This is a genomic window from Citreicoccus inhibens, assembly GCF_019039035.1.
Lineage (GTDB): Bacteria > Myxococcota > Myxococcia > Myxococcales > Myxococcaceae > Citreicoccus > Citreicoccus inhibens.
In genome coordinates, this window is the sequence record NZ_JAHNZT010000013.1 from 132569 (window position 1) to 154393 (window position 21825).

Here is a 21825-nt window from a genome sequence, read left to right on the forward strand (position 1 = left end):
GAAGAAAGCTTGAGGGGGACTGGCCGAGGGTCGTAACACGCGCTCGGCCGGTCTCTCAACTTCCCGACTTCCTTGGGGATTCAGGGTGCCTGCCCGCCCAGGAGGCGCGCGGGCACCCGTGGGCTCACGCCGTGGCGGAGCGGACGGCGGCCAGCAGCTCGCCCGAGTCGAGCAGGGCGGTGACGGCCTCGATGTCCTTGTGCAGTTCGCGGTCGCGGTCCATGTGCGGCACCTTGCTGCGCACCAACTCATACGCGGCGAGCGCGCCCTTGCCCGGCTTCACCGGCAGGCGGAAGTCCAGCGCCTGCGCCGCCACCAGCGTCTCGATGGCCAGGCACGAGCGCGTGAACTCGGAGACCTGACGGCCCTTGAGCGCCGCCGTCATGCCCATGGACACGTGGTCCTCGCGGCCGGCGGAGGACGGGATGGAGTCCACGGACGCAGGATGGCTCAGCACGCGCGACTCGGCCACCAGCGCGGCGCTCGTCACCTGGGCGATCATGAAGCCCGAGTTGAGCCCGGAGTTCTTCGCGAGGAACGCGGGAAGGCCCGACAGCGACGGGTTCACCAACTGCTCCACGCGCCGCTCACTGATGGACGAGAGCTGCGTGAGCGCCATGGCCACCACGTCCAGCGCGAGCGAGATGGGCTGCCCGTGGAAGTTGCCGCCCGAGACGATCTTCTCCGACTCGGTGAACACGAGCGGGTTGTCCGTGGCGCTGTTGACCTCCACCTCCAGCACGCGGCGGGAGAAGGACAGGCCGTCGCGCGCGGCGCCGTGCACCTGGGGCATGCAGCGCAGCGAGTAGGGGTCCTGCACCTTGCTGCAGTTGACGTGCGTCTCCACCAGCTCGCTGCCCTGGAGGATGCGGCGCAGGTGGGCCGCGCAGGCCTGCTGGCCCGGGTGCGCGCGCACCAGATGGATCTCGGGGATGAAGGGCTTGTGGCTGCCCAGGAGCGCCTCCAGCGTCATGGCGCCGGCCACGTCCGCGAGCTGCGAGAGGTTCTCGGCGCGAAGCTGGAGCAGCGTGCCCACCGCGCACATGGCCTGCGTGCCGTTGACGAGCGCGAGACCCTCCTTCGCCTCCAGGATGACGGGCTTGAGGCCCGCGCGGCTCAGCGCCTGGGTCGCCGGCAGTCGCTGGCCCTGGTAGTACGCCTCGCCCTCGCCGATGAACACGAGCGCCAGGTGCGCCAGCGGCGCCAGGTCACCGGACGCGCCCACGCTGCCGCGCTCGGGCACCACCGGCACCACGTCGCGGTTGAGCATGTCGAGCGCGAGCCCGAGCGTCTCGGGGCGGATGCCCGAGTAGCCCTTCGCGAGCACATTGCAACGAAGCAGCAACAGCGCGCGGGCCTCGGGGATGGGCAGCGGGGTGCCCACGCCGCACGCGTGCGACAGGATGAGGTTGCGCTGAAGGTCGCGCAGGTCCTTCTTGTCGATGCGCACCTCGGCCAGGGTGCCGAAGCCGGTGTTGATGCCGTAGGACGGCGTGTCGCCAGCGGCGACGCGATCCACGAGGGCACGGGAGGCGGCCACGCGGGCGGCGGCCTCGGGGGCCAGCTCGACCGTCGCTTCGTTGCGGGCCACCTGGAGGATCTCCTCCAGCTTCAGGGTGTCGCCATCGACCAGGACGCGGGGGCGGGACATATCAGGGTGCTCCAGGATTGCAGTGTGCGAAAGGGCGCGCACGGTAGCTCAAACGCGCGGGGACGGCAGCGGGCGCTTTACACCCGAAGCCGACCCCTTCTACCGTCCCGCCGGTCTGTCCAGGGAGGAAAGAGGCACCGTGGCCCTCATCGTCCAGAAGTATGGCGGCACCTCGGTCGGTGACACCGAGCGGATGAAGAACGTGGCGCGTCGCTGCATCGCGGCACAGAAAGCCGGCCATGACGTGGTGGTGGTGGTGTCCGCCATGTCCGGAGAGACCAACCGCCTGCTCAAGCTCGTGGCGCAGATCACCGACCGGCCGAGCGAGCGCGAGCAGGACGTGGTGGTGGCCACGGGCGAGCAGGTGTCCATCGGCCTCGTCGCGATGGCCATTCACGCGCAGCGCGGCAAGGCCACCAGCTTCATGGGCCACCAGGTGCGCATCCTCACGGACAGCACGCACGCCAAGGCCCGCATCAAGAGCATCGACGGCGAGCGCATCCACGCGGCGCTGAAGAAGAAGCAGATCGTGGTGGTGGCGGGCTTCCAGGGCGTGGACGAGGCGGGGAACATCACCACGCTGGGACGCGGTGGCTCGGACACGACGGCGGTGGCGTTGGCGGCGGCGCTCAAGGCCGACGCGTGTGAAATCTATACGGACGTCGATGGCGTCTACACCACGGACCCCAACGTGGTGCCCGCCGCGCGCAAGCTGGAGCGCATCTCCTACGAGGAGATGCTGGAGCTGGCGAGCGTGGGCGCGAAGGTGTTGCAGATCCGCTCGGTGGAATTCGCGATGAAGTACAAGGTCCCGCTCTGGGTGAAGTCGTCCTTCACGCAGGACCCGGGCACGCTCGTGTGCGAGGAGGACAAGTCCATGGAGGAGGTGCTGGTCAGCGGCATCGCCTACGACAAGAACGAGGCGAAGATCACCGTCTGGGGCGTGCCGGATACGCCGGGGGTCGCGGCGAAGGTTTTTGGCGCGCTCGATGACAAGAACATCGTGGTGGACCTCATCGTCCAGAACGCGTCGAAGGATGGTCGCACCGACCTGAGCTTCACGGTGGGCAAGTCGGACTTCGTCAAGGCGTCGGAGCTGGTGAAGAAGGTCGCCAAGAGCATCAAGGCGGAGGGCGTCGCGGTGGACGACCAGATCGCCAAGGTGTCCATCGTGGGCGTGGGCATGCGCAACCACTCCGGCGTGGCGGCGCGGATGTTCCAGATCCTCTCGAAGGAGGGCATCAACATCCAGATGATCTCCACGTCGGAGATCAAGGTCTCGTGCGTGGTGCACGCCAAGTACACGGAGCTGGCGGTGCGCGCGCTGCACACGGCCTTCGGGCTGGACGCGGTCTCCGCGTCGGAGGCGACGGTCTCCGAGGCCAAGGCCCTGAAGGGCGAGAAGGTCTGACAGGTGGCGGGCCGCACCGCCGCGCTCGCGGTCGTCGCATTGGGGTTTGTGGGAGCGGGGTGGGGGGCTCGCTGGATATGGCCGTCCCAGGCCGCGTCGTTGGCGTGCGAGCCCGCGCAGGTGCGGCTGACGTCGGACGGCATCGCGACGTGCGGTCCGGGCGCGGTGCCTACGGGAGGTCAGGCGCTCGCGCTCGGGCGGAAGTTGGATCTCAACCGCGCGCTGGAGTCGGAGCTGGCGCGGCTTCCGGGCGTGGGGCCGCGGTTGGCCCGGAGCCTCGTGGATGCGCGAGCCTCGCGCGGTGGTTTCACGGACTGGGCGCAGGTGGACGCGGTGTCTGGCGTGGGGTCGGCTCGACTGGAGACCCTGCGTGCGGCCACGGACCTGGGGCCGTCGGCGGGCGATGAGGCCGTGTGGTAAGCACGCGTCGTGGAGATCGCCTGCCCCCAGTGCTCGATGCAGTATGTCCTGGACCCTCGACTCCTTCCTCCAGGGGGCACGTCGGTCCAGTGCACGGAGTGTCGCCACGTCTTCGTGGCCGCGCCTCCAGGGGCACCGCTCGTCGGGGTGATGCCGGTGACGGACACTCCGGTTCCGGGCTCCGCTGCGCGCGTCGGGGACTCGACGATGGCGTTCGGGGCTCCGGCTTCGGGTGTGCGGTCCACGCAGATCTTCGGCTCGGCGAGCCAGTCGGGCGCGACGCCGGTGCCGAACGCGACGCAGGGCTTCGGGGCATTGCCGGCAGGGGACCCCAGGGCGATCGCGGTGGACAGGACCCAGTCATTCGGGACGGTGCGTTCGGATGAGGGGCGGGCCCCGCTGGGGAAGACTCAGGGCTACGGCGTGCTGTCGCCGGTCCGTGGCGCGCCGAGCCCGAGTGAAGTGCCTCCGGGCAACGCGACGAGTGTGTTCGGAGCGCTCGACGGCCGCTCCGCTCAAGGCGCGACGTCGCCAGGCAACGCGACGAACGTATTCGGAGCAATCGGGACGGCTGGAGCTGGAGCCGCAGGGCCAGGACACGGAACGAACGTGTTCGGAGCTGTTGCCCCGACGGGCTCTACCTCGACACCCAGTGGCCCGGCGCCCATCAACGCGACGAACGTTTTTGGCGCCGCGACGCCAACGGGCTCGAGTTCGGTCCGCGCCGGCACATCGCCGGGACATGGGACGAACGTGTTCGGCGCGCTTTCGGACCTGTCTCCACGCAGCGCCGTGCCGCCCGCCGCGCCCGCGCCGGGCAACACCACGCGCATCTTCGGAAACACCGCGGCTGCGCAGGGGACCTCGTCTTCGGGCCCCGTCACTTTGCCGCCCGAGGTCCAGGAGGGACTGGGGCTTCCGTCCACGCCCGCGGTGCGGCGGACCGCCCTCTTCGGCGTGCCTGCCTACTCGGCGGAGTCGAGCGTGGCGCTTCCCGACGAATCGCCGTCCCCCGTGGGCTCGGAGACGCTGCGGCCCTTCGCGCCGCTGCCCTCCACGGAAGCCCCGTCGTCCTCGGGCGCTCGGTCTGGCGTGGCCCGTCGTGGCTCAGTGGATCTGCCGCCTGAGCTGCTCGCCGCGGTGCGCGTCGACTCCGTGGATACGTCTCGGAACAGCGGGAGTCGGTTGTCCTGGGAGCGGCTGCTGTGGGGGTTCGCCGTCGTCGCGGGCTTGGGGTTGACCACCTTCCTCGCGTACCCCGCGTGGCGCGACCGCAACGCGGACATGCCCCTCGAGGCGGTGATGGAGAAGGACCGCACCGTGGCGCTGCTGCGACGCGACGATGCCGCCTCGCGCGAGCAAGCCATCCAAGGACTCCGAGCCCTGACCGCCGCCACGCCTCGCTATGCCGAGGCTCAGGCCGATCTCGCCGTCGCCCTCGCGCTGCGGCTCGATGACACGAAGGCGGAAGCGGAGCGCCTTCGGGCACGTTCCGAGCTGCTCGCTCGGCGCATCGCGGAGCTCGAGCGCGCTCGGACCGTGGTGGACTGGCAGGCCCGCGTCAATGCCCTCCGCGAGGAGCGGACCGCGCTCGGCCGCGACGCCGAGACGCTCCGGGTGTCCATCGTCGAGCGGACCCAGGAGCTCGAAGCCCAGGTGCAGTCTGTTCGCGCGGCCCCCGAGGTGGAGCCCGCCTCCGCCGTGGCCGCTCGGGTCAAGGCCCAGGCCGTCCACGCGGCGGTCACCGGAGCAGGGCAGGCGCTGGGCCTGTCCGAGCGCCTGCGCCAGGTGGAGTCCGCGCCCGGTTGGAGCGTGCTGGTCCGCGCCGAGTACGGCCTCAACAGCGCTTCTCCTCCGGAGTCCCTCGCGGTCACCGTCTCGGAACTCCAGGCCCTGCGCGAGCGCGATCCCACGCTCATGCGCGCCTATGTGCTGGGGGCTCGGTTGGCGATGAAGCTGCGCGATGACGCCGCCGCGAAGGCCCTGCTGGACGAAGTGCTGGCGCTCAACAACAAGCACGAGCTGGCGCGGCGACTGCTCGACGACGTCACTCAGACTGTCGCTCGCTCCGCCACACCCTAGCCCTGGAGAAAGTGCAGTCCGCGCCAGCAGCCCCCTCGGGCGGGGGCCGGATTGCGGGGACTTGCGCCTCGTGGCACGGGCACGCGTCTTGCTGCCTCCCTGGCGGTTTCGAAGGCCGGGGTTCGGGAGGCAAGGTGATGGCGGAGGTCTTCTTCTGGTGCTCGGCGCTGCTGCTCGCGCACACGTATTTTCTCTATCCCTTGTGCCTGTTCGTCCTCGAAGGCATCGCCCGTGTCGCGCAGGACATCCGGCGCATGCGCTCTGGGGAGGAGGCTCCGGGCGAGCGGGCGATGGGGCCGCTGCCTACGGTCAGCCTCGTCGTCGCGGCCTACAACGAGGCGTCGTGCATCGAGCAGAAGCTCGAGAACAGCCTGGCCCTGGACTATCCGGCGGACCGCTTCGAGGTGTTGATTGGCTCGGATGGCTCATCCGATGGGACGGACGCGCTGGTGGGCCAGTGTCGCGATGAGCGGGTTCGCCTGTCGCCAGCGCCGCGCGCGGGCAAGACCACGGTGCTCAACCGCTGCATCCCGACGGCGCGCGGAGACATCGTGTTGCTCTCGGATGCGAACACGATGATCGACGCGGAGGCGGTGCGGCGCATCGTCCGCCACTTCGAGGACCCCGAGGTCGGCGCCGTCTGCGGCAAGCTCAAGCTCTACAACCCCACGAAGCAGGACTACGAAGAGAGCGCCTACTGGAGCTACGAGTCTCTCATCAAGCTGTACGAGGGGCGGCGGGGCGCGGTGGTGGGCGCCAACGGGGGCCTGTATGCCATCCGTCGCACCCTGTTCACGGTGCTCCCTCCAGCCACCATCGTGGATGACTTCGTGATTCCGCTGCGCATCCTCGAGAAGGGCTTCAAGGTCGTCTACGAGGAGGAGGCCGTCGCGCACGAGGAGACGACGGAGGACTACGGCAAGGAGTTCGGCCGCCGAGCGCGCATCGCCGCCGGGAACTTCCAGAGCCTGCGCATGGTGCCGGGGCTCCTGCTTCCGACCGCGGGCTTCCCGGCGTTCGCGTTCTGGTCGCACAAGCTGCTGCGCTGGTGCGCGCCCGCGCTGATGGCCGCCGCGCTGGTGGCCAACCTCTTCCTGCTCCACCAGACGTTCTATCGGGTGACGCTGTTCGGCCAGCTCCTGTTCTACGCGCTCGCGTTGCTCGGCAGGGAAGGGGTGCTCAAGCGCGGCACGGCGAAGCGGGTGGCCTCGGTCGCCTACTACTTCGTGACCATGAACCTGGCCATCGTGGTGGGCTTCTGGCGCTTCGTGCGCAACTCGCAGCGCGCGGCGTGGGAGCGCACCGCGCGCGCGTCGTGAGGCTGGCGGCGCCTACCGCGCGGCCACGGCCAGGGGCCGAGACGACGAGGGCAGCACGCTGCCGAACGAGGCGAAGAGCTGCCCGGTGAGCACGTGCGGCTGGCCGGGGCCCGGGGTGCGCAGCATGTCGTTGAGCACCTCGCCCGTCTTGGGATCCCTCGGCAGGTTGGGGCGCTCCAGGTTCATCCGGTAGCGCACGACCCCGCGCTTCACGCGGTGGATGACCACGACGGTGCCGTCCGAGCCCACCGTGTCCACCAGGCCCACGTGGGTGAGCCCGTCGTTGCGGCGGCCGTCCCGGTTCTGATCGTACGTCTCGCGGAAGAAGACGAGGTCCCCGGGGACGGGACGGCCGTCCGTGTACACGCGGCCGTGGGTTCGCGCGTAGCGGTAGAGCGCGGTGACGCCGTTGTCGCCCGGCTTGATGGTGCCTCGGAAGGACAGGCCGGCCTGGGCGTAGGTGGCCTCGACCAGCCCGGTGCAGTCAGAGGGAAAGGTGCGTCCGCCCACGACGACCTGGGGCTGGCCCACCAGTCCGCGCGCCGTGCCGAGCACGACCTCGCGCGGATCACGCGGTGCGGGGCGCGGGGCCTCCTGCCGGGCGGGCGGAGTGGCGCGGGGCCGCTGCGCGACCACGGGCGGCTTCGCGGGCTTCGCCGGAGCGGGGGCCGGGCGCTGAGGGCGGCGGGCAACCTGCGTCGGCGGCGTGGCGGGCACGTCCTCCGACAGCGGGGCGCGGGGGAAGGCAGGGGGAGACGCGGACCGGTAGCGCACGGGCTCGGCGGCCACCCAGCCGCCCACCGGCGAGCCCGTGGCACAGCCCGTCGTCACCGTGATGATCGCCAGCAGCGCGCCCAGCCTCATGACAACCTCCCTGTAGCGTCCTGGGAGCAGATGGTCGGCCCAGCCCGGTGTGTCGTCAAAAAACCTACCCAGCCAACCGAACGGCGGGGCTCGGGTTTGCCGCGGGGGGCGGGTGGGGTATGGCTGGACGCGAATGCCACGACTTCGCCGTGCCCTTGTCGTCCTGCTGATGGCCTCCGGGTGTGTGCCCTCTCCGTACGAGCGCGCGACCCAGGTGGACACCGTGCAGGGCTACCGTGACTTCCTGCGCGCCAACCCGAAGCACGCGGACGCGGACGCCGCCGAGGCGCGTCTGGAAGAGCTGGAGTTCGAGGACGCCAAGCGGCTGCATTCGGTGATTGCCTACAAGCGCTTCCTGGAGACGTACCCGGAGGCGGCCCAGGCGCGCACGGCTCGGACCTTGCTGGAGGGCCTGCGCTTCAACGCCGCGAAGGAGGCGAACACGGCCTCGGCGTGGCGCCAGTTCCTCGCTGACCACCCGGATGGCGCCCACAAGGAGGAGGCTCGAGCGGAGCTGCTCTCCTGTGAGCAGCGCGAGCTGGCCGATGGCACCGATGCGCAGCGGCTGGCGTCCCTCCTGCGCGAGGCCCCCGAGGATCCGCGTCGCCAGGAGCTGGAGGCGCGCCTGGATGATCAAGCCTTCGCGAAGGCCACGGGCGCGACGCCGCTGTTCGCCTACCTGAAGCAGTATCCGGCGGGGCGGCACCGTGAAGAGGCGCGGGTCCGGCTCCTGGAGCTGGAGGTGGAGGGGCTGCTCGTCTCGGGCCTGGTGGACGAGGCCGAGGCGAAGGTGAAGGGCCATCCGCTGGGGCCCAAGCTGACGCGATTCCCGGCGCGGCTCGCCCAGGCGCGCGCGGAGCGGGCCGCGCTCCAACGCCCGGAGCCGCTGGTGCGAGCGTCACTGCCGGGCCACTACCTGCGGGGCGTGGAGGATCTCCAGCGGGCGCTCGTGGCGCCGGATCCGTTGGATCGCTGGCAGGCCGCGCAGGAGCTGGGACAGCACGTCACGGTGCGCGTGTTGGATCCGCTGCTGGAGGCGCTGCGCTCGGCGCGCAACCCGCTGATCCGCCAGAACGCGCTCGCGTCGCTGCGCACGGTGCTCACGGCGCTGCCTCCGGAAGTGGCCGAGTACGAGGTGGCCAGTCGCCTGGAGGGCCTCCACGAGCGCGCGAGCAGCGCGGAGATGTATCTCACCGAGGCCGCGCTCCTGGACCTGCGCGGGCAGTTGGAGCTGGCGGCCACCGAGTACCAGCGGGCCTTCGATGCCGGGTCGCCGGATCCGGTCGTGCTGTGGCGGTGGATCCACATCCGCGAGGAGCGGAAGCAGTCCTTCTCCGCGGCGGTGGCGGCGCGGCAGCTCGCGCTGTGGGCGCAGGACGTGGCCCGGGAACAGCCGGTGTCCTCCGAGGGTGGAGTGCCCCTGGCCGCCGCGCGTCAGTTGTGCGCCGCGGTGGTGGACGCCCGCCTCGCCACGCAGGCCATCGCGCGCGCTCGCGCCGCCCGCACCGAGTTCTCCGAGGACCTGGCGACCTTCGAGCGCACCGCGACGGACGCGCTGCGACTCGCGGATGCCAGACTGGCGGACGCGGAGCTGCTGCTGCGGCAGCAGACCCCCAACGCCCGCACGTGCGCGGATGAGCAAGTGGGAGAGCGGCTGGCGCAGGGCGTGACGGAGCGCTCCGCGGCGTTGCAGGCCGTGAGCGCGAAGCTGCCCCAGCAGGTGGGCCGCATCCTGTTGGAGCGAGCGAAGGAGCGGGACCCATCGCCCGAGGTGCGCGCGCTGGCCGCGGCCCGCCTCGCGTCCGCGCCGAAGCCCTGATCCAACACTGGCACGCGCGCGGCTGGCGGTTAGAGTCTCCGCGCCCATGCTCACGCGCGCGCCCCCGTCGATGTCTCCTTCAGCGACGCCCTCGCTGGGGATCGACTATGCCGCGCTCCTCAACGCCGAGCAGCTCGCGGCCGTCGAAGCGGCTCCAGGGCCGGTGCTCGTCATCGCGGGGGCGGGCTCGGGCAAGACGCGCACGCTCACGTTTCGCGTGGCTCGGATGCTGGAGCGCGGGATGTCGCCGGACTTCATCCTCCTGCTGACCTTCACCAACAAGGCCGCGCGCGAGATGACTCGGCGCGTGGAGGAGCTGGCGGGCGCCGTGGTGGACACGCGGCGCATCCTCGCCGGCACCTTCCACCACGCCGCGCACCTCTTGCTGCGGCAGTACGCGGGGCTGCTCGGCTTCTCACGCGGCTTCACGGTGTTGGACCGCGAGGACTCGCGCGACCTCATGTCCACGTGTCTGGCGGAGCGCAAGCTCAAGAGCGACAAGCGCTTTCCCCGGGCGGACGCGGTCCTGGACGTGGTGTCGCTCGCCACGAACCTCCAGCAGCCCGTGTCTCGCGTGCTGGTGGAGCGCCGGCCTCAGTTCCTGCCCGTGGCCCCCGAGATGTTCGCCACCGCCGCGCGCTTCCACCAGCGCAAGGCGCAGATGCACCTGATGGATTACGACGACCTCCTGGCGCATCTGAAGCGCCTCCTGGTCGAGCACGCGTCCGTCCGCGCGGAACTCACCGAGCGCTTCCAGTGCGTGCTCGTGGATGAGTACCAGGACACCAACCCGCTCCAGGGCGACCTCGTGGACCTCCTGGCGGGGGAGCGCAAGAACCTCACCGTGGTGGGCGACGACTGCCAGTCCATCTACAGCTTCCGCGGCGCGGAGCTGTCCAACATCGTCGACTTCCCGGTGCGCTATCCGGGGTGCGCGCTGCATCCGCTCACGCGCAACTACCGCTCGACGCCGGAGATCCTCCGGCTGGCGAATGCTTCCATCGCAAAGAACACGCGCCAGTTCCCCAAGGCGCTGACCGCCGAGCGCGCCTCGGGCGTCATGCCGCGCGTCGTTGGCACGCTGGATGGACTGGAGCAGGCCGCCTTCGTGGCCCAGCGCGTCCAGGAGCTGCGCGACCAGGGCTTGAGCCTGGAGGACATGGCCGTCCTGTACCGGGCCCACAGCCATTCGCTGGAGCTGCAGTTGGAGCTGACCCGGCGCGACATCCCGTTCCGCGTGCGCTCCGGGGTGCGCTTCTTCGAGCAGGCCCACGTGAAGGACGTGCTCGCGTACCTGAAGCTGGTGCACAACCCGGCGGACGAGCTGGCCTTCAAGCGGATCATCCAGCGCGTGCCGGGAGTTGGATCCGCGACCGCCGAGCACCTGTGGACCGCCCTGCGCGCGCTCCCCGAGGGGACGCCCCTGGCCGAAGGCCTCGGTCGCTCGGAGGTGCGCGCCCTCGTGCCGCGCAAGGCCACCGAGGGCTTCGGGCGCTTCGCCCAGGTGCTGGGCGTTCTCACCCGGCCCGAGGCGGCGCGCGCGCCCGGTGCCCTCATCGAGGCCGTGCTGGCCGGGGGGTACGCCGAGCAGCTCCGGGCCGAGTTTTCCGAGGAGGAGCGCCGGGAGGACGACCTGCGCCAGCTCGCGGAGTTCGCCGCTCGCTTCGAGGACCTGTCGCACTTCCTGGCCGACATCGCGCTGGTGGCCGAGTTCTCGGCGCGCGGCGCCCTGGGCGGGGAGCCCCCGGAGACGCAGCTCACCCTCTCCACCGTGCACCAGGCCAAGGGGCTGGAGTGGCGGGCCGTGTTCGTCCTCTGGCTGACCGAGGGCCGCTTCCCGCTCACGGCGGTCGCCCGGTTGCCGGAGGACGAGGAGGAGGAGCGTCGCCTCTTCTACGTCGCGGTCACCCGGGCCCGGGACGAGCTGGCCCTGCTCTACCCCGAGTCGTCCCGGCCTCGGGACGGAGAGCGGGTCCTCCTCCGGGTATCCCGGTTCATCGAGGAACTGCCCACCGGGGAGGAGGCGCCGTATGCGCGCAACACCCCGTCGCCCGTGGGGGGGGTGGTGGCGGAGGTCCCGGACGCGCCACCGGAGGCGCTTCCGCCCCGCTCCCCGGAAGGCCCCGAGGGGGAGGAGCGCCCATAAACGCGCACGACCGTGCGCGACGTGATACAGAGTCAAGCCGGGCGTGCTCCCCCTGGCCCACGCCCCAGAACTTCATGGCGGACAGACCTCGCATCGTCGGGATTGACCTGGGCACCACCAACACGCTGGTGGCCTCCGTGCGCAACCGCATCCCGAAGATCGTCCCCACGGACCGTGGCAATCTCATCCTCCCCTCGGTGGTGGCGCTGTCGGGGAAGGGGGACCTCCTGGTGGGTGGCGTGGCCAAGGATCAGATGGTCACCAACCCCCGGAACACGCTCTGGGGCACCAAGCGGTTGATCGGCCGCAAGTTCCACTCGAAGGCGGTGGAGGACCTCAAGGGGTACTTCCCCTACGACATCGTGGAGGGCACCAACGGGGACGCGGCCGTCACCGCGGGCGGCAAGCTCTACACGCTCCCGCAGATCTCCAGCTTCGTGCTGTCGCAGCTCAAGACGATCGCGGAGCAGTTCCTGGGCGGCCCCATCGACGCGGCCGTCATCTCCGTCCCGGCCTACTACAACGACAATCAGCGCAACGCGGTGAAGGAGGCCGGGCGGCTGGCTGGCTTCGACGTGAAGCGCATCGTCAACGAGCCCACCGCGGCGGCGCTGGCCTACGGCTTCAACCGCGGCCTGGATCAGAAAATCCTCGTCTATGACCTGGGCGGCGGCACCTTCGACGTGAGCGTGCTGCATCTGGCCGGCAACGTCTTCGAGGTGCTGGCCACCGGCGGCGATACGTTCCTGGGCGGCGCGGACTTCGACAACCGGGTGATGGAGTACGTGCTGGAGCGCTTCCGCGAGGAGACCAAGGTCGACCTCTCCGAGAGCCCCATCGCCCTGCAGCGCATCAAGAACGCCGCCGAGGCGGCGAAGATCGACCTGACCCTCATCCCCAACGTCGTCATCGACCTGCCGTACATCGAGGAGCGCAAGGGCAAGCCGCTCGATCTGCGCATCCCCCTCACGCGCGAGCAGCTCAACGCGCTGACCGGGGATCTGGTGGACCGCACCTTCGAGATCTGCGACCGCGTGCTGGAGGAGAAGGGCATCGCCCGCTCGGAGATCGACGAGGTCATCCTGGTGGGTGGCCAGAGCCGCATGCCGCTCGTGCAGCACAAGATCCAGACGCACTTCGGCAAGCCGCCTCGCAAGGGCGTGCACCCCGACGAGTGCGTGGCTCTGGGCGCGGCGCTCCTCGGAGACTCGCTGGGCAGCATCGACGCGGTGACGCTGCTGGACGCGCTGTCCATGCCCATTGGCTACGCCCTGCCCAACGGCCGGGTGAAGCGAATCATCGAGAAGAACTCGCTCATCCCCATGGTGAAGAGCTTCCGCCTGCCGCCTCCCAAGGACGCGGGCTCGCCCTTCATCGAGCTGGACATCTTCCAGGGGGACAGCGACCTGATGGTCGACAACGAGTACCTGGGCACGGTCCGGGTGCCCGCCGCGGCTGCTGGGCGGAAGATCGACTTCCGGCTCACCGAGGAGTGTCTCCTCCAGGTGACCGTGGAGGACGCCAGCGGCATGCGCAAGGTGGACCTGGCGACGCGCGACACGCCCGAGGCGCTGAAGAAGGCGCTTCAGGAGGCGGCGGCCCGCACGCCCCCGCAGGTGCAGAGCGCCTCGGGGAGCAGCGACGACCGGGGGCTCCTCTCCAGCATCAAGAGCATCTTCCGTAGAGGTTAGAGAAGCGATGCCGAAGTTTCCGTCGAAGGAGTGGGTGGCCGAGGCAGTCCGGCTCACCAACGCGGATCCCGAGTGCGCCGTGGCCGGCAAGGGCTGGGTGGGCGACTTCGGGGCAGTGGTGGAGGCCGAGCCGGGGAAGCTGGCGAAGTCCTTCGTCGTCCACGTCGTCCCGGGCGACTGCCGCATCCAGAAGGCTCGGGTCCTGGACGATCCGGATGACCTGGACGAACTGGAGCCGGCGTACCTGGCCCGCGCGCCGTATTCCGTCTGGAAGCAGCTGCTGCTGGGCACGTTGGATCCCGTGGAGGCCGTCCTCAAGCGGCGCATCTCCATGAAGGGCGACCTGCAGCCGCTCATCGAGCGCATGCGCTACAAGGGCATCGCGGACCGGGTCTTCGCCCAGCTGCAGACCGAGTTCATCGACGGGCCGTGAAGCGCGGCCGGGGAGGCGTCACGTGGGACTCAAGGACGACTTGAAGAAGCAGGCCCTGCGCCTGTCCGGCAAGGCCATGGAGAAGCTCATGGCCGATGAGGGCCGGGCCATGGCCATCGCCACCACCATCGGCCGGGTCCAGCGCGGGAAGCAGGCCCTCGACCGGGGCCAGGAGGAGCTGATGAAGGCCTTCCACTTCGCGCCCAAGAGCGAGTTCAAGTCCGTGGGCAAGCAGCTCGCCGGCCTGAAGCGCCGTCTGCGCGAGCTGGATGAGAAGCTCGGCGACCTCTCGGACGAGTGAACACGAAATAGCGTTGACACTGGCGCGGGCGAATGGCATTTACCGCCGCGTTCGTCGCGCCGCTGGCGGCGGGCAGCAAAGCAGTCGGGCGTATAGCTCAGCGGTAGAGCACTGCCTTCACACGGCAGGGGTCGCAGGTTCAAACCCTGCTGCGCCCATCAAGAACGAAGCCGTGAGTCCTCCTGGGACTCACGGCTTTTTTCTTTTCGCCATTGCCCCTCGGGGCCTCCCAGTGTCCGTTGCGCGGACTGGGTCGGGGCGGTCCCGTTGGGAGGCGCCGTGGGCCCATGCCACGCTGACCGGGTGCCGAGGACACTGCGATTCACGTGGGATCTGCAGGGGAAGGCGCTCGTGAGTGCCCCGCCCCCGGATGACGTGCTGGCGGACTACCTCACCCAGGAGCTGCGGCCGGATGTCTCGGCGGCGCAGCGGCTGCTCCGGGTGACGCGCGCGGTCCGGGACGGGCAGCGCGAGCGCTGGGCCGTCCCGGGCGAGGGCTGGAGCCTGGACCTCTCCCGAGCCCGGGCCACCATCCACTGCGAGACGACCATCCCCGGGCGTGTCCTCCACCTGCCGCTGGAGGAGTTCGAGGAGGTCGTCGTCGCCTGGCTCCAGTTCCTGGAGCTGTCCCTGGCGCACTGACGGGCGTCAGGACTCGCTGGCGCGCGGGGCGTGGCGGGCCTTGAGCAGCGAGGCCACGATGCTCGCGCCCAGCAGCGCCGCGATGATGCCCAGCGACAGGGCGGGCGGAATCTTCACCACGTCGATGAGCGCCATCTTCGCGCCCACGAAGATGAGCACGCCGGACAGGCCCACCTTCAGGTAGCTGAACTTCTCCACCATGCCGGCCATGAGGAAGAACAGCGAGCGCAGGCCCAGGATGGCGAAGATGTTCGAGGTGAAGACGAGGAACGGATCTCGCGTGACGGCGAAGATGGCCGGGATGGAGTCGAGCGCGAAGAGCACGTCCGACGCCTCCACCAGCAAGAGGGCCATGAGCAGCGGGGTGGCCAGCTTGCGGCCGTTCTCCACCGTGAGGAAGCGCTGCCCGTCATAGCGGTTCGTGGAGGGAATGACGCGCCGGGCGGCCTTCATCAACCAGCCGTCCTCGGGGTGCTCCTCCTTGTTGCGCTGCAGGAAGAGCTTGGCGCCCGTGAGGATGAGGAACGCGCCGAAGACGTAGATGAGCCAGTGGAAGCGCTCCAGCATGGCCACGCCAGCGAAGATCATCACCGCGCGCAGCACGAGCGCGCTGAGGATGCCCCAGAACAGGACGCGGTGCTGGTACAGCGAGGGAATCCCCAGCGCCGAGAAGATGACGACGAAGACGAAGATGTTGTCGACGGAGAGCGACTTCTCGATGAGGTAGCCGGTGAGGAACTGCATCCCTGGCTCCGGCCCGAACTTCCACCAGATGCCCACGTTGAAGAGCAGGGCGAGGCTCACCCAGACGGCGCTCCACGCGAGCGCTTCCTTCATCTTGATTTCATGGGCCTTGCGGTGGAACACGCCCAGGTCCAGGGCCAGCATCGCGATGACGAAGGCGATGAATCCGCCCCACAGCATGGGGCTGCCCACGGTTTGTATTGAGTCCATCTCGCTTCTCCGGTGTTCTTGAAAGGGGTGTGGGGCGGGCGTTGGGAAGACGCCGAGCGGTGGGGGAGGGAACGGGCCCCTCGCCCCACCGCGGGTGCTCGCCGGTCCGCGGCGAGGACGTGGCTCAGCCGAAGCGCGCGGCGGGCGCGCCCCAGCTCGCATCCGAGGAGGGGCGCATGGCCAGCGCACGCAGCCGGCGGGCGCGCTCCTCGATGCGCGGGTGGGTGGAGAACAGGTTGAGGATGCCCTCCACGCCCGCGAAGGGGTTGACGATGAACAGGCTCGCAGTGGCCGGCCGCGGCGGCGCGGGGATGTGCTCCGCGCCCGCCTGGAGCTTCTCCAAGGCCCGCGCGAGCGCCTCGGGATCGCCGCTGATGCGCGCGCCCGTCTCGTCGGCCAGGAACTCGCGCGAGCGCGAGATGCCGAGCTGAATCAACGTGGCGGCGATGGGCGCCACCATCGCGAGCATCAGCGACTGGATGGGGGAGTAGCCGTCCTCCGAGTCGTCCTCGCTCCGAGCCCCCGCCAGCGCGGTGGCGAAGCTGGCCGCGTGCGCCACGTACGTCACCGCGGCGGCCACCGTGGCGGCGATGGTGGACAGGAGGATGTCCCGGTTCTTGATGTGGGCCAGCTCGTGGGCAATCACCCCGCGCAGCTCACGCTCGTTGAGCAGGTGGAGGAGCCCCGTCGTGACGGCCACCACACCCTTCTCGGGGTTGCGGCCGGTGGCGAAGGCATTGGGCTGGGCCTCGTCCATGAGGAAGACGCGGGGCATGGGCAGCTCCGCGTGGCGCGCGAGCTCCGCCACCATGCGGTGCAGGCCCGGCGCCTCGCTCGGGGACACCTCGCGCGCGCCGTGCATGGCGAGCACCAGCCGGTCCGAGAAGAAGTACGCCCCGACGTTCATCACCACCGCCATCAGCAGGGCGACGGGCAGGAAGCCCTTTCCAAGCGCCCCTCCCAACGTGACGAGGAGGGTCGACAGGATGCCGAGCAGCAAGACCGTCTTCAGTTGGTTCTTCATGGCGTCTCCCGCCCGCGAATCAGGTGCGGGGCGACGCTTGAGATAAGGGCCGGATAACTCTTCGACAAATAGAGAATCTGGTCGCGATACTTCGAGAAAACAGAGGCGTGGTCGCGGGGGGGCAAGGGCCTGGCGGGGGAGCGAGGCGGCTGTCGCTCGGGCACTGGCGGGGATGTTGGGAAGTGTTCAGGGGAGGGGTGAGTTCGAGCCATCCCGGCTGAATCGTCACCACCGGGCCGAAGAGAGCAGCCAGCCGTTCAGGGTTCCCTCGGGCGCGATGTGTCCGGGAGCGCGGGCGGTGCGGTGAGGAGGTCGCGGCGGTCGTCGCCGTGGCGCTCGCCCTCTCTCGGTCCCCAGGACAAGGACCCCACTTGCTCCGGAATCGTAAGTTCGTCTCGACCTGTGCCACCGCGCTGACGTTGACCTTGCTGGGCTGTGGCTCCGCCAGCGGAGGGACCGCCACCTCGTCCCCCGACGAAGTGGGGACGGTGAGCCCGCCCAGCACCCCGACGCCCGACCCCACGCCGAGCGTCCCCACCGAGCCCACGCCGACCCCGACGCCGACGCCCACGCCAACCCCGACGCCGGATCCAACGCCCACTCCGACGCCGACCCCGACGCCGGACCCAACGCCCACGCCTACGCTCACGAAGGACAGCTTCGGCGTCACCCAGCTCTACCCCAGCCTTCCGGGGGGCGAGTCCTGGGCGCTGGCGGACAGCCCGACGAGCGACAAGCGCTTTGATCCGCAGGACACCATCACTCGCAACGCGGATGGCTCGTGGAAGATGCGCAGCACCAAGGTCCGCATGGAGGTGTTCACCTCCACGGGCTACGACCAGAAGGCCATCCCCACGTATGACCGGGACGTGCTGGCGGACCGCGGCTACATGCAGGCGCCCAACGACTGGAAGAACGTGGAGATGACCGGCTTCATGAAGGTGAATGCCGTGGCGAACGCGGCGGACAACTTCGCGTGGTACGCGCGCGGCGGGACGCACAACGACAACTACTCCGGCTGCGAGGGCAGCAGCTACAAGGGCGGCCTGCACTACGACGGCCGCGTGCGCTGGGAGAAGGAGACGTGGCACGTCTCCTACGACAACGTGCCTTACAAGACGGCCACCACGTCGCTGCTCGGGCGGTGGGTCGGCTTCAAGGCCGTGATGCGCAACGTCACGGGCACCACGGGCCCCGCGGTGAAGCTGGAGCTGTATCTGAATGACAACGCCGACAAGGTCACCTGGAAGAAGGTCTACGACATGACCGACGATGGGGCATGGGGCGGTGACGCGCAGCACTGCGGCGGCAGCGTGCCCAAGATGCCCATCTCGTGGGGCGGCCCCATCGCCACGTTCCGCTGGGACAGCGCCACGGACGTGGACTTCAAGTGGATGAGCGTCCGCGAGATCCAGCCGTAGCCGTTCGCGCCCCGACACCTGCCCGAGACTGTCGGGCAGGTGGCCGGCGGGAGGACAGAGTCGCAGCCTTTCCTCCCGGCAACGCACATCTCCGAGGGGCGACGTTCATGCACATCACCTTCCTGGGCCACGCTGGCTTCGCGGTGGAGACCGCTGGAACGCTCGTGGTCATGGACCCCTGGCTGTCCCCGAAGGGGGCCTTCGACTCGGCCTGGATGCAGCTGCCGCGCAACCACCACCTGGCCTCGGTGGTGCGCGAGAAGCTGGAGACGCCGGGGGTCGAGCGGTTCCTCTACATCAGCCACGAGCACAAGGACCATTTCGACCCGGAGTTCCTCGCGACCCTCCGGCGCCGGGACTTCACGGTCATCGTCCCGCGGTTCCGCCGCTCGGAGCTTCAGGACATCTTCGCCCGCTACGGCTGCAAGCGCGTCATCGCGTGCGAGGACGGACGGGAGCTGCCGATCAAGGGCGGCTACATCAAGCTCTTCATGTCCGAGCAGGGCACCAACCGCGACTCGGCCTTGCTCGTGCGAGGGGATGGGCACTGCTTCCTGAACCTCAACGACTGCAAGCTGCATGATCGCCTGGCGCGCGTGACGGCCGAGGACGGGCCCATCGATGTGTTCTCCGCCCAGTTCTCCGGCGCCATCTGGCACCCCACCTGTTACGAGTACGCGCCCGAGAAGTACTCGGAGGTCGCGCGCAGCAAGCGCGACAGCAAGTTCGAGGCGGTGGCGCGCGCCCTGGAGGCGATTCGCCCCGCAGCCTACATCGCGGCGGCGGGGCCCGCGTGCTTCCTCGACCCGGCGCTCTATGCGCTGAACTTCGAGGAGGTGAACATCTTCCCGCGCGCCCCGGACCTGTTCTCCTTTTTGGAGCAGCGATTGCCGGAGGTCTCCATCCGCTACCTGGAGCCCATGCCCGGGGACGTGCTGGAGGTCGGCTCGCTCGCGTACTCGTCGCTCGCCACCGAGCGCGTCACCTCGGAGAACCTCCACGAGTACCTGCGCACGTATGCCGAGTCCCAGGCCCAGGTGTTCCGCGACCGGCGGCGCAACCTGCTGCTCGCCGAGGTCGATGAAATCCACGAGCGGCTGCGCGTGGAGCTGCAGCGCAAGCTGGACCTCTTGGACCTGCACGACCGGGTGAAGATGCCCCTGTATGTCGAGGTCGCGGAGGTGCCCGAGCGCCTGCTGCGGGTGGACTTCCAGGGCCGGCGCGTGGACGTCGTCTCGGAGATCCTCGACGGCGAGCGGTACACGATGAAGGTCAACGCGTGGGACATCTCGCGCGTGTTGGATCGCAAGCTCAACTGGGAAGACTTCCTGCTCTCCTTCCGCATGCGCCTGAGCCGCATCCCCGATGTCTACGAGCCCATCGTCCACGGCTTCCTGGGCGTGGAGATCGAAGACATGCGCGCGTTCTGCGAGGGCCTGCGCGCCACGGAAGCGCAGCGCGAGCGCACCGTGGTGACCGCCGGAGGCCAGCGCTACTCCATCCAGCGCTACTGCCCGCACCAGGGCGCGGACCTCTCCGAGGGATGGGTGGAGGAGGACCGCTTCCTCGTGTGCCCACGACACCGCTGGCAGTTTGACCTGGAGGCCCAGGGCCACTGCCCGATGAACGGCTCCACCGTGTGCGCGCTGCCGCTCCACGATGAGGAGGGTGACGAGGACACGGACACCGTGCGCGCGCCACCTCCAGACGCGCAGCCCCGTTACTGACGGGGCCGGGCCGCGCGCGAGCGCCCTCGCGCGCGGCGGGACTCAGTGGGTGAACAGCTCCAGCGTGGCGCGCACGTTGTCGGTGCGCAGGCCGCCGGGGCCCAGCAGGGTGAGCGCGTCGGTGGGCAGCACGCCGGTCCACACGAGCGCGCCGTCGGCCCACACCTTCAGCTGCGTGCCCTCGATGCGCGCGTGCAGCGTGTGCGGGACGCCCGCGCGCAGGGCCGGCACGACGATCTGCTGTTGGGGCGCGACGACCGAGTACCCCTGGTTTCCACACTCGCCGCTGGTGTGCAGGGTGGGGTTGCGCTTGTAGTTGACGACGATGCCGGGGCGAGGCGCGATGCGCCACATGGCGTAGATGACGTTGCAGCCATCGAGCGCGCGCAGCTTGATGCCGAGCTGCTTGCGCATCTCGCCCGAGGCCAGCGGCGTCGTCACGCTGCTGTCCCCCAGCCAGGTGAAGCGCAGCGCCACATCGGAGCCATGCGGCCCCAGCACCACGGCCCGCAGGCGGGGCTCGTTCACGTGCAAGACATCACCCGGGCCCAGTCCTGGCTTGCCTTCGGTGATGTTCATGCTCGTGGGAGAGACGCGCGACAAGGGGCCGGGCTCGGGGCCGGGGCCCGAGGGCAGGGCGGACGGCGCGGCCCTTGGGGGAGACGGGTCGTGCTTGGGTTTGCCCATGGCCCAGGCCTCCTTGGGGGTGAGCAAGAGCGCGGCGGCGCACAGGCCCCACGCGAGCATCCCAGGCATGCGCTTCATGGGCCCTCGGTCTTCAGGAGCGCCTCCAGCGAGGCCAGATGCGTTCCCACATAGGCCTGCTCCGCGCGCAGGCGCGACAGCTCCAGCTCCAGGTAGTCGCGGAAGCGCCGCACCTGGCGCGTCTCCAGTCGCCGCACCTCGGAGAGCTGGGCCTCCAGGTCGGACACCAGCGCGGTCACTTCACGCAGGCGCGCGGTCTCGGTGTCGCGCAGCGCGCGCAGCTCGGCCAGCGTGGCCTGGATGCGCCGGGGCGTACCCTCCACCGCGTCCTTCTCGGAGCGCCGTCGCCCTTGTCTTGCTCGGGCGTTGGCCGAGCCCTGCCACAGGTGGCCCAGGTTGTACGAGAGCGTGAGCTGTCCGAACAGCGGCACATCCTGGGTCGTCTCGAAGACCTGATCGTAGCCGCCGCGCAGATCCAACTGCCACGCATCGGCGCGGCGCAGTCCGCCCACGATGGACTCCACCGCGTCGTCCGCGGCCTCGTATTCGGCCAGGAGCGCGGACAGCGATCGGCCCATGGGCTCGGGCGGCACCACGGCCAGCCGATCCAAGGCGCGCGCGGTGTCGCTCGCGAGCGAGCGCAGGCCATCCAGGCGCACCTGCACGGCGTTGAGTTCCTCCAACGTCGCGTTGCCGTCGCGCAAGTCGTTGCGCAGCGAGGCGAGGAGCGCCTCGGCGCGGGGCAGGGACGTCTCCAACGAGCGCGCGCGTGCCTCCAGCGCGGCGGACTCGCACAGCGTGCTGCCTTGGAGCGCGGCGGCTTGGAGCGTGGCCAGGGCGCGGTAGCGGCGGCACTCGGCCTCGGCGCGTCGGCGCAGCGTGAGGCCGCGGTAGATGCCCATGAGATCGTAGTCCAGGCCCGCGGTCACCCGGGCCTTGGGCTTGCCGAGGGGATTGGAGGACGTGCCTCCCTCGGCCTCGCCCGCGTTGACGACGCCCACCGAGGCGAATACCTCGGGCGCGAACATCAGCGCGGTCTCGGCGTCGCTCGTGCCCTGGACCCAGTCGCAGTAGCCGCTGGACAGGTCGCTGCCGAACGCGGCCCCCGGGGCCTCGGGCGCGGGCGTCTGGGCCGCGGCGCCCCCGGCGCTCAGCCACAGCCACGCGGCGAAGGCGATGTTCATCCGCATCACGGGCTCGTGTCTCCTCAGGAGC

The 21825-nt window shown here is 69.9% G+C and carries 18 protein-coding genes, 1 tRNA gene and 1 pseudogene; 14 read left to right on the forward strand and 6 right to left on the reverse strand.

Annotated elements, in window-relative coordinates; genetic code table 11:
* Positions 1-124: 124 nt before the first annotated feature.
* Positions 125-1651 (reverse strand): histidine ammonia-lyase, encoded by a 1527-nt coding sequence (hutH, locus tag KRR26_RS17750; RefSeq protein ID WP_120209911.1) that lies wholly within the window; start codon positions 1649-1651, stop codon positions 125-127.
* A 139-nt stretch (positions 1652-1790) separates the two neighbouring features.
* On the opposite strand from hutH, the gene KRR26_RS17755 reads away from it, so the two are divergent.
* From KRR26_RS17755 to KRR26_RS17770, 5 genes and pseudogenes are all read left to right on the forward strand, one after another.
* On the forward strand, positions 1791-3062 hold the full coding sequence (locus KRR26_RS17755; protein ID WP_120209910.1) for an aspartate kinase: 1272 nt from the start codon (positions 1791-1793) through the stop codon (positions 3060-3062).
* Between the two features lie 3 nt (positions 3063-3065).
* A complete protein-coding gene (locus KRR26_RS17760) occupies positions 3066-3482 on the forward strand; it encodes a ComEA family DNA-binding protein (RefSeq protein WP_217080372.1) in 417 nt (138 codons plus the stop codon).
* Between the two features lie 9 nt (positions 3483-3491).
* Positions 3492-3590, forward strand: a pseudogene (locus tag KRR26_RS37840) (zinc-ribbon domain-containing protein); the annotation flags it as partial.
* A gap of 645 nt (positions 3591-4235) precedes the next feature.
* Complete coding sequence (locus KRR26_RS36880) at positions 4236-5564, forward strand: coiled-coil domain-containing protein (RefSeq protein ID WP_236068724.1); 1329 nt, start codon at positions 4236-4238, stop codon at positions 5562-5564.
* 137 nt (positions 5565-5701) lie between these two features.
* Positions 5702-6883 carry a glycosyltransferase family 2 protein gene (locus tag KRR26_RS17770; protein WP_120209907.1) on the forward strand — a complete coding sequence of 394 codons (1182 nt, stop codon included), beginning with the start codon at positions 5702-5704 and terminating at the stop codon, positions 6881-6883.
* Between the two features lie 12 nt (positions 6884-6895).
* Here the strand turns inward: KRR26_RS17770 and KRR26_RS17775 are convergent, their stop codons facing one another.
* A complete protein-coding gene (locus KRR26_RS17775; RefSeq protein ID WP_217080374.1) occupies positions 6896-7747 on the reverse strand; it encodes a CHAP domain-containing protein in 852 nt (283 codons plus the stop codon).
* 133 nt (positions 7748-7880) lie between these two features.
* Here KRR26_RS17775 and KRR26_RS17780 point away from each other — a divergent pair, with 133 nt between their 5' ends.
* The 7 genes from KRR26_RS17780 (at position 7881) to KRR26_RS17810 (ending at position 14779) form a co-directional block, all read left to right on the forward strand.
* The gene (locus KRR26_RS17780) at positions 7881-9566 is read left to right on the forward strand and encodes a HEAT repeat domain-containing protein (RefSeq protein WP_236068725.1); all 1686 of its coding nucleotides are present in this window, start codon (positions 7881-7883) and stop codon (positions 9564-9566) included.
* Between the two features lie 46 nt (positions 9567-9612).
* Positions 9613-11712 (forward strand): ATP-dependent helicase, encoded by a 2100-nt coding sequence (locus KRR26_RS17785; protein ID WP_217080376.1) that lies wholly within the window; start codon positions 9613-9615, stop codon positions 11710-11712.
* Between the two features lie 74 nt (positions 11713-11786).
* The gene (locus KRR26_RS17790) at positions 11787-13403 is read left to right on the forward strand and encodes an Hsp70 family protein (protein WP_120209903.1); all 1617 of its coding nucleotides are present in this window, start codon (positions 11787-11789) and stop codon (positions 13401-13403) included.
* Between the two features lie 7 nt (positions 13404-13410).
* Positions 13411-13836, forward strand: coding sequence for an SCP2 sterol-binding domain-containing protein (locus KRR26_RS17795; RefSeq protein WP_217080377.1), 426 nt, complete (start codon positions 13411-13413; stop codon positions 13834-13836).
* A gap of 22 nt (positions 13837-13858) precedes the next feature.
* Positions 13859-14137, forward strand: coding sequence for a hypothetical protein (locus KRR26_RS17800; RefSeq protein WP_120209901.1), 279 nt, complete (start codon positions 13859-13861; stop codon positions 14135-14137).
* An 86-nt stretch (positions 14138-14223) separates the two neighbouring features.
* A tRNA-Val gene (locus KRR26_RS17805) sits at positions 14224-14295 on the forward strand.
* Between the two features lie 193 nt (positions 14296-14488).
* Positions 14489-14779, forward strand: a complete 291-nt coding sequence (locus tag KRR26_RS17810) for a UPF0231 family protein (RefSeq protein WP_147423068.1) — start codon at positions 14489-14491, stop codon at positions 14777-14779.
* 6 nt (positions 14780-14785) lie between these two features.
* On the opposite strand, the gene KRR26_RS17815 is transcribed toward KRR26_RS17810, so the two are convergent.
* Both KRR26_RS17815 and KRR26_RS17820 read right to left on the reverse strand, forming a co-directional pair.
* Positions 14786-15733: a TerC family protein gene (locus tag KRR26_RS17815; RefSeq protein WP_120209899.1), complete on the reverse strand. Its 948-nt coding sequence runs from the start codon at positions 15731-15733 to the stop codon at positions 14786-14788.
* Between the two features lie 124 nt (positions 15734-15857).
* Complete coding sequence (locus tag KRR26_RS17820) at positions 15858-16757, reverse strand: zinc metalloprotease HtpX (protein WP_120209898.1); 900 nt, start codon at positions 16755-16757, stop codon at positions 15858-15860.
* Between the two features lie 371 nt (positions 16758-17128).
* On the opposite strand from KRR26_RS17820, the gene KRR26_RS17825 reads away from it, so the two are divergent.
* Positions 17129-18178, forward strand: coding sequence for a carbohydrate-binding protein (locus tag KRR26_RS17825; RefSeq protein ID WP_217080378.1), 1050 nt, complete (start codon positions 17129-17131; stop codon positions 18176-18178).
* Between the two features lie 107 nt (positions 18179-18285).
* On the forward strand, positions 18286-19905 hold the full coding sequence (locus KRR26_RS17830; protein WP_120209896.1) for a Rieske 2Fe-2S domain-containing protein: 1620 nt from the start codon (positions 18286-18288) through the stop codon (positions 19903-19905).
* Between the two features lie 42 nt (positions 19906-19947).
* Here the strand turns inward: KRR26_RS17830 and KRR26_RS17835 are convergent, their stop codons facing one another.
* Positions 19948-20670 carry a hypothetical protein gene (locus KRR26_RS17835; RefSeq protein ID WP_236068726.1) on the reverse strand — a complete coding sequence of 241 codons (723 nt, stop codon included), beginning with the start codon at positions 20668-20670 and terminating at the stop codon, positions 19948-19950.
* The gene (locus KRR26_RS17840; RefSeq protein ID WP_120209895.1) at positions 20667-21800 is read right to left on the reverse strand and encodes a coiled-coil domain-containing protein; all 1134 of its coding nucleotides are present in this window, start codon (positions 21798-21800) and stop codon (positions 20667-20669) included. Before KRR26_RS17840 ends, KRR26_RS17835 begins: the two co-directional genes overlap by 4 nt.
* Positions 21801-21825: the final 25 nt, after the last annotated feature.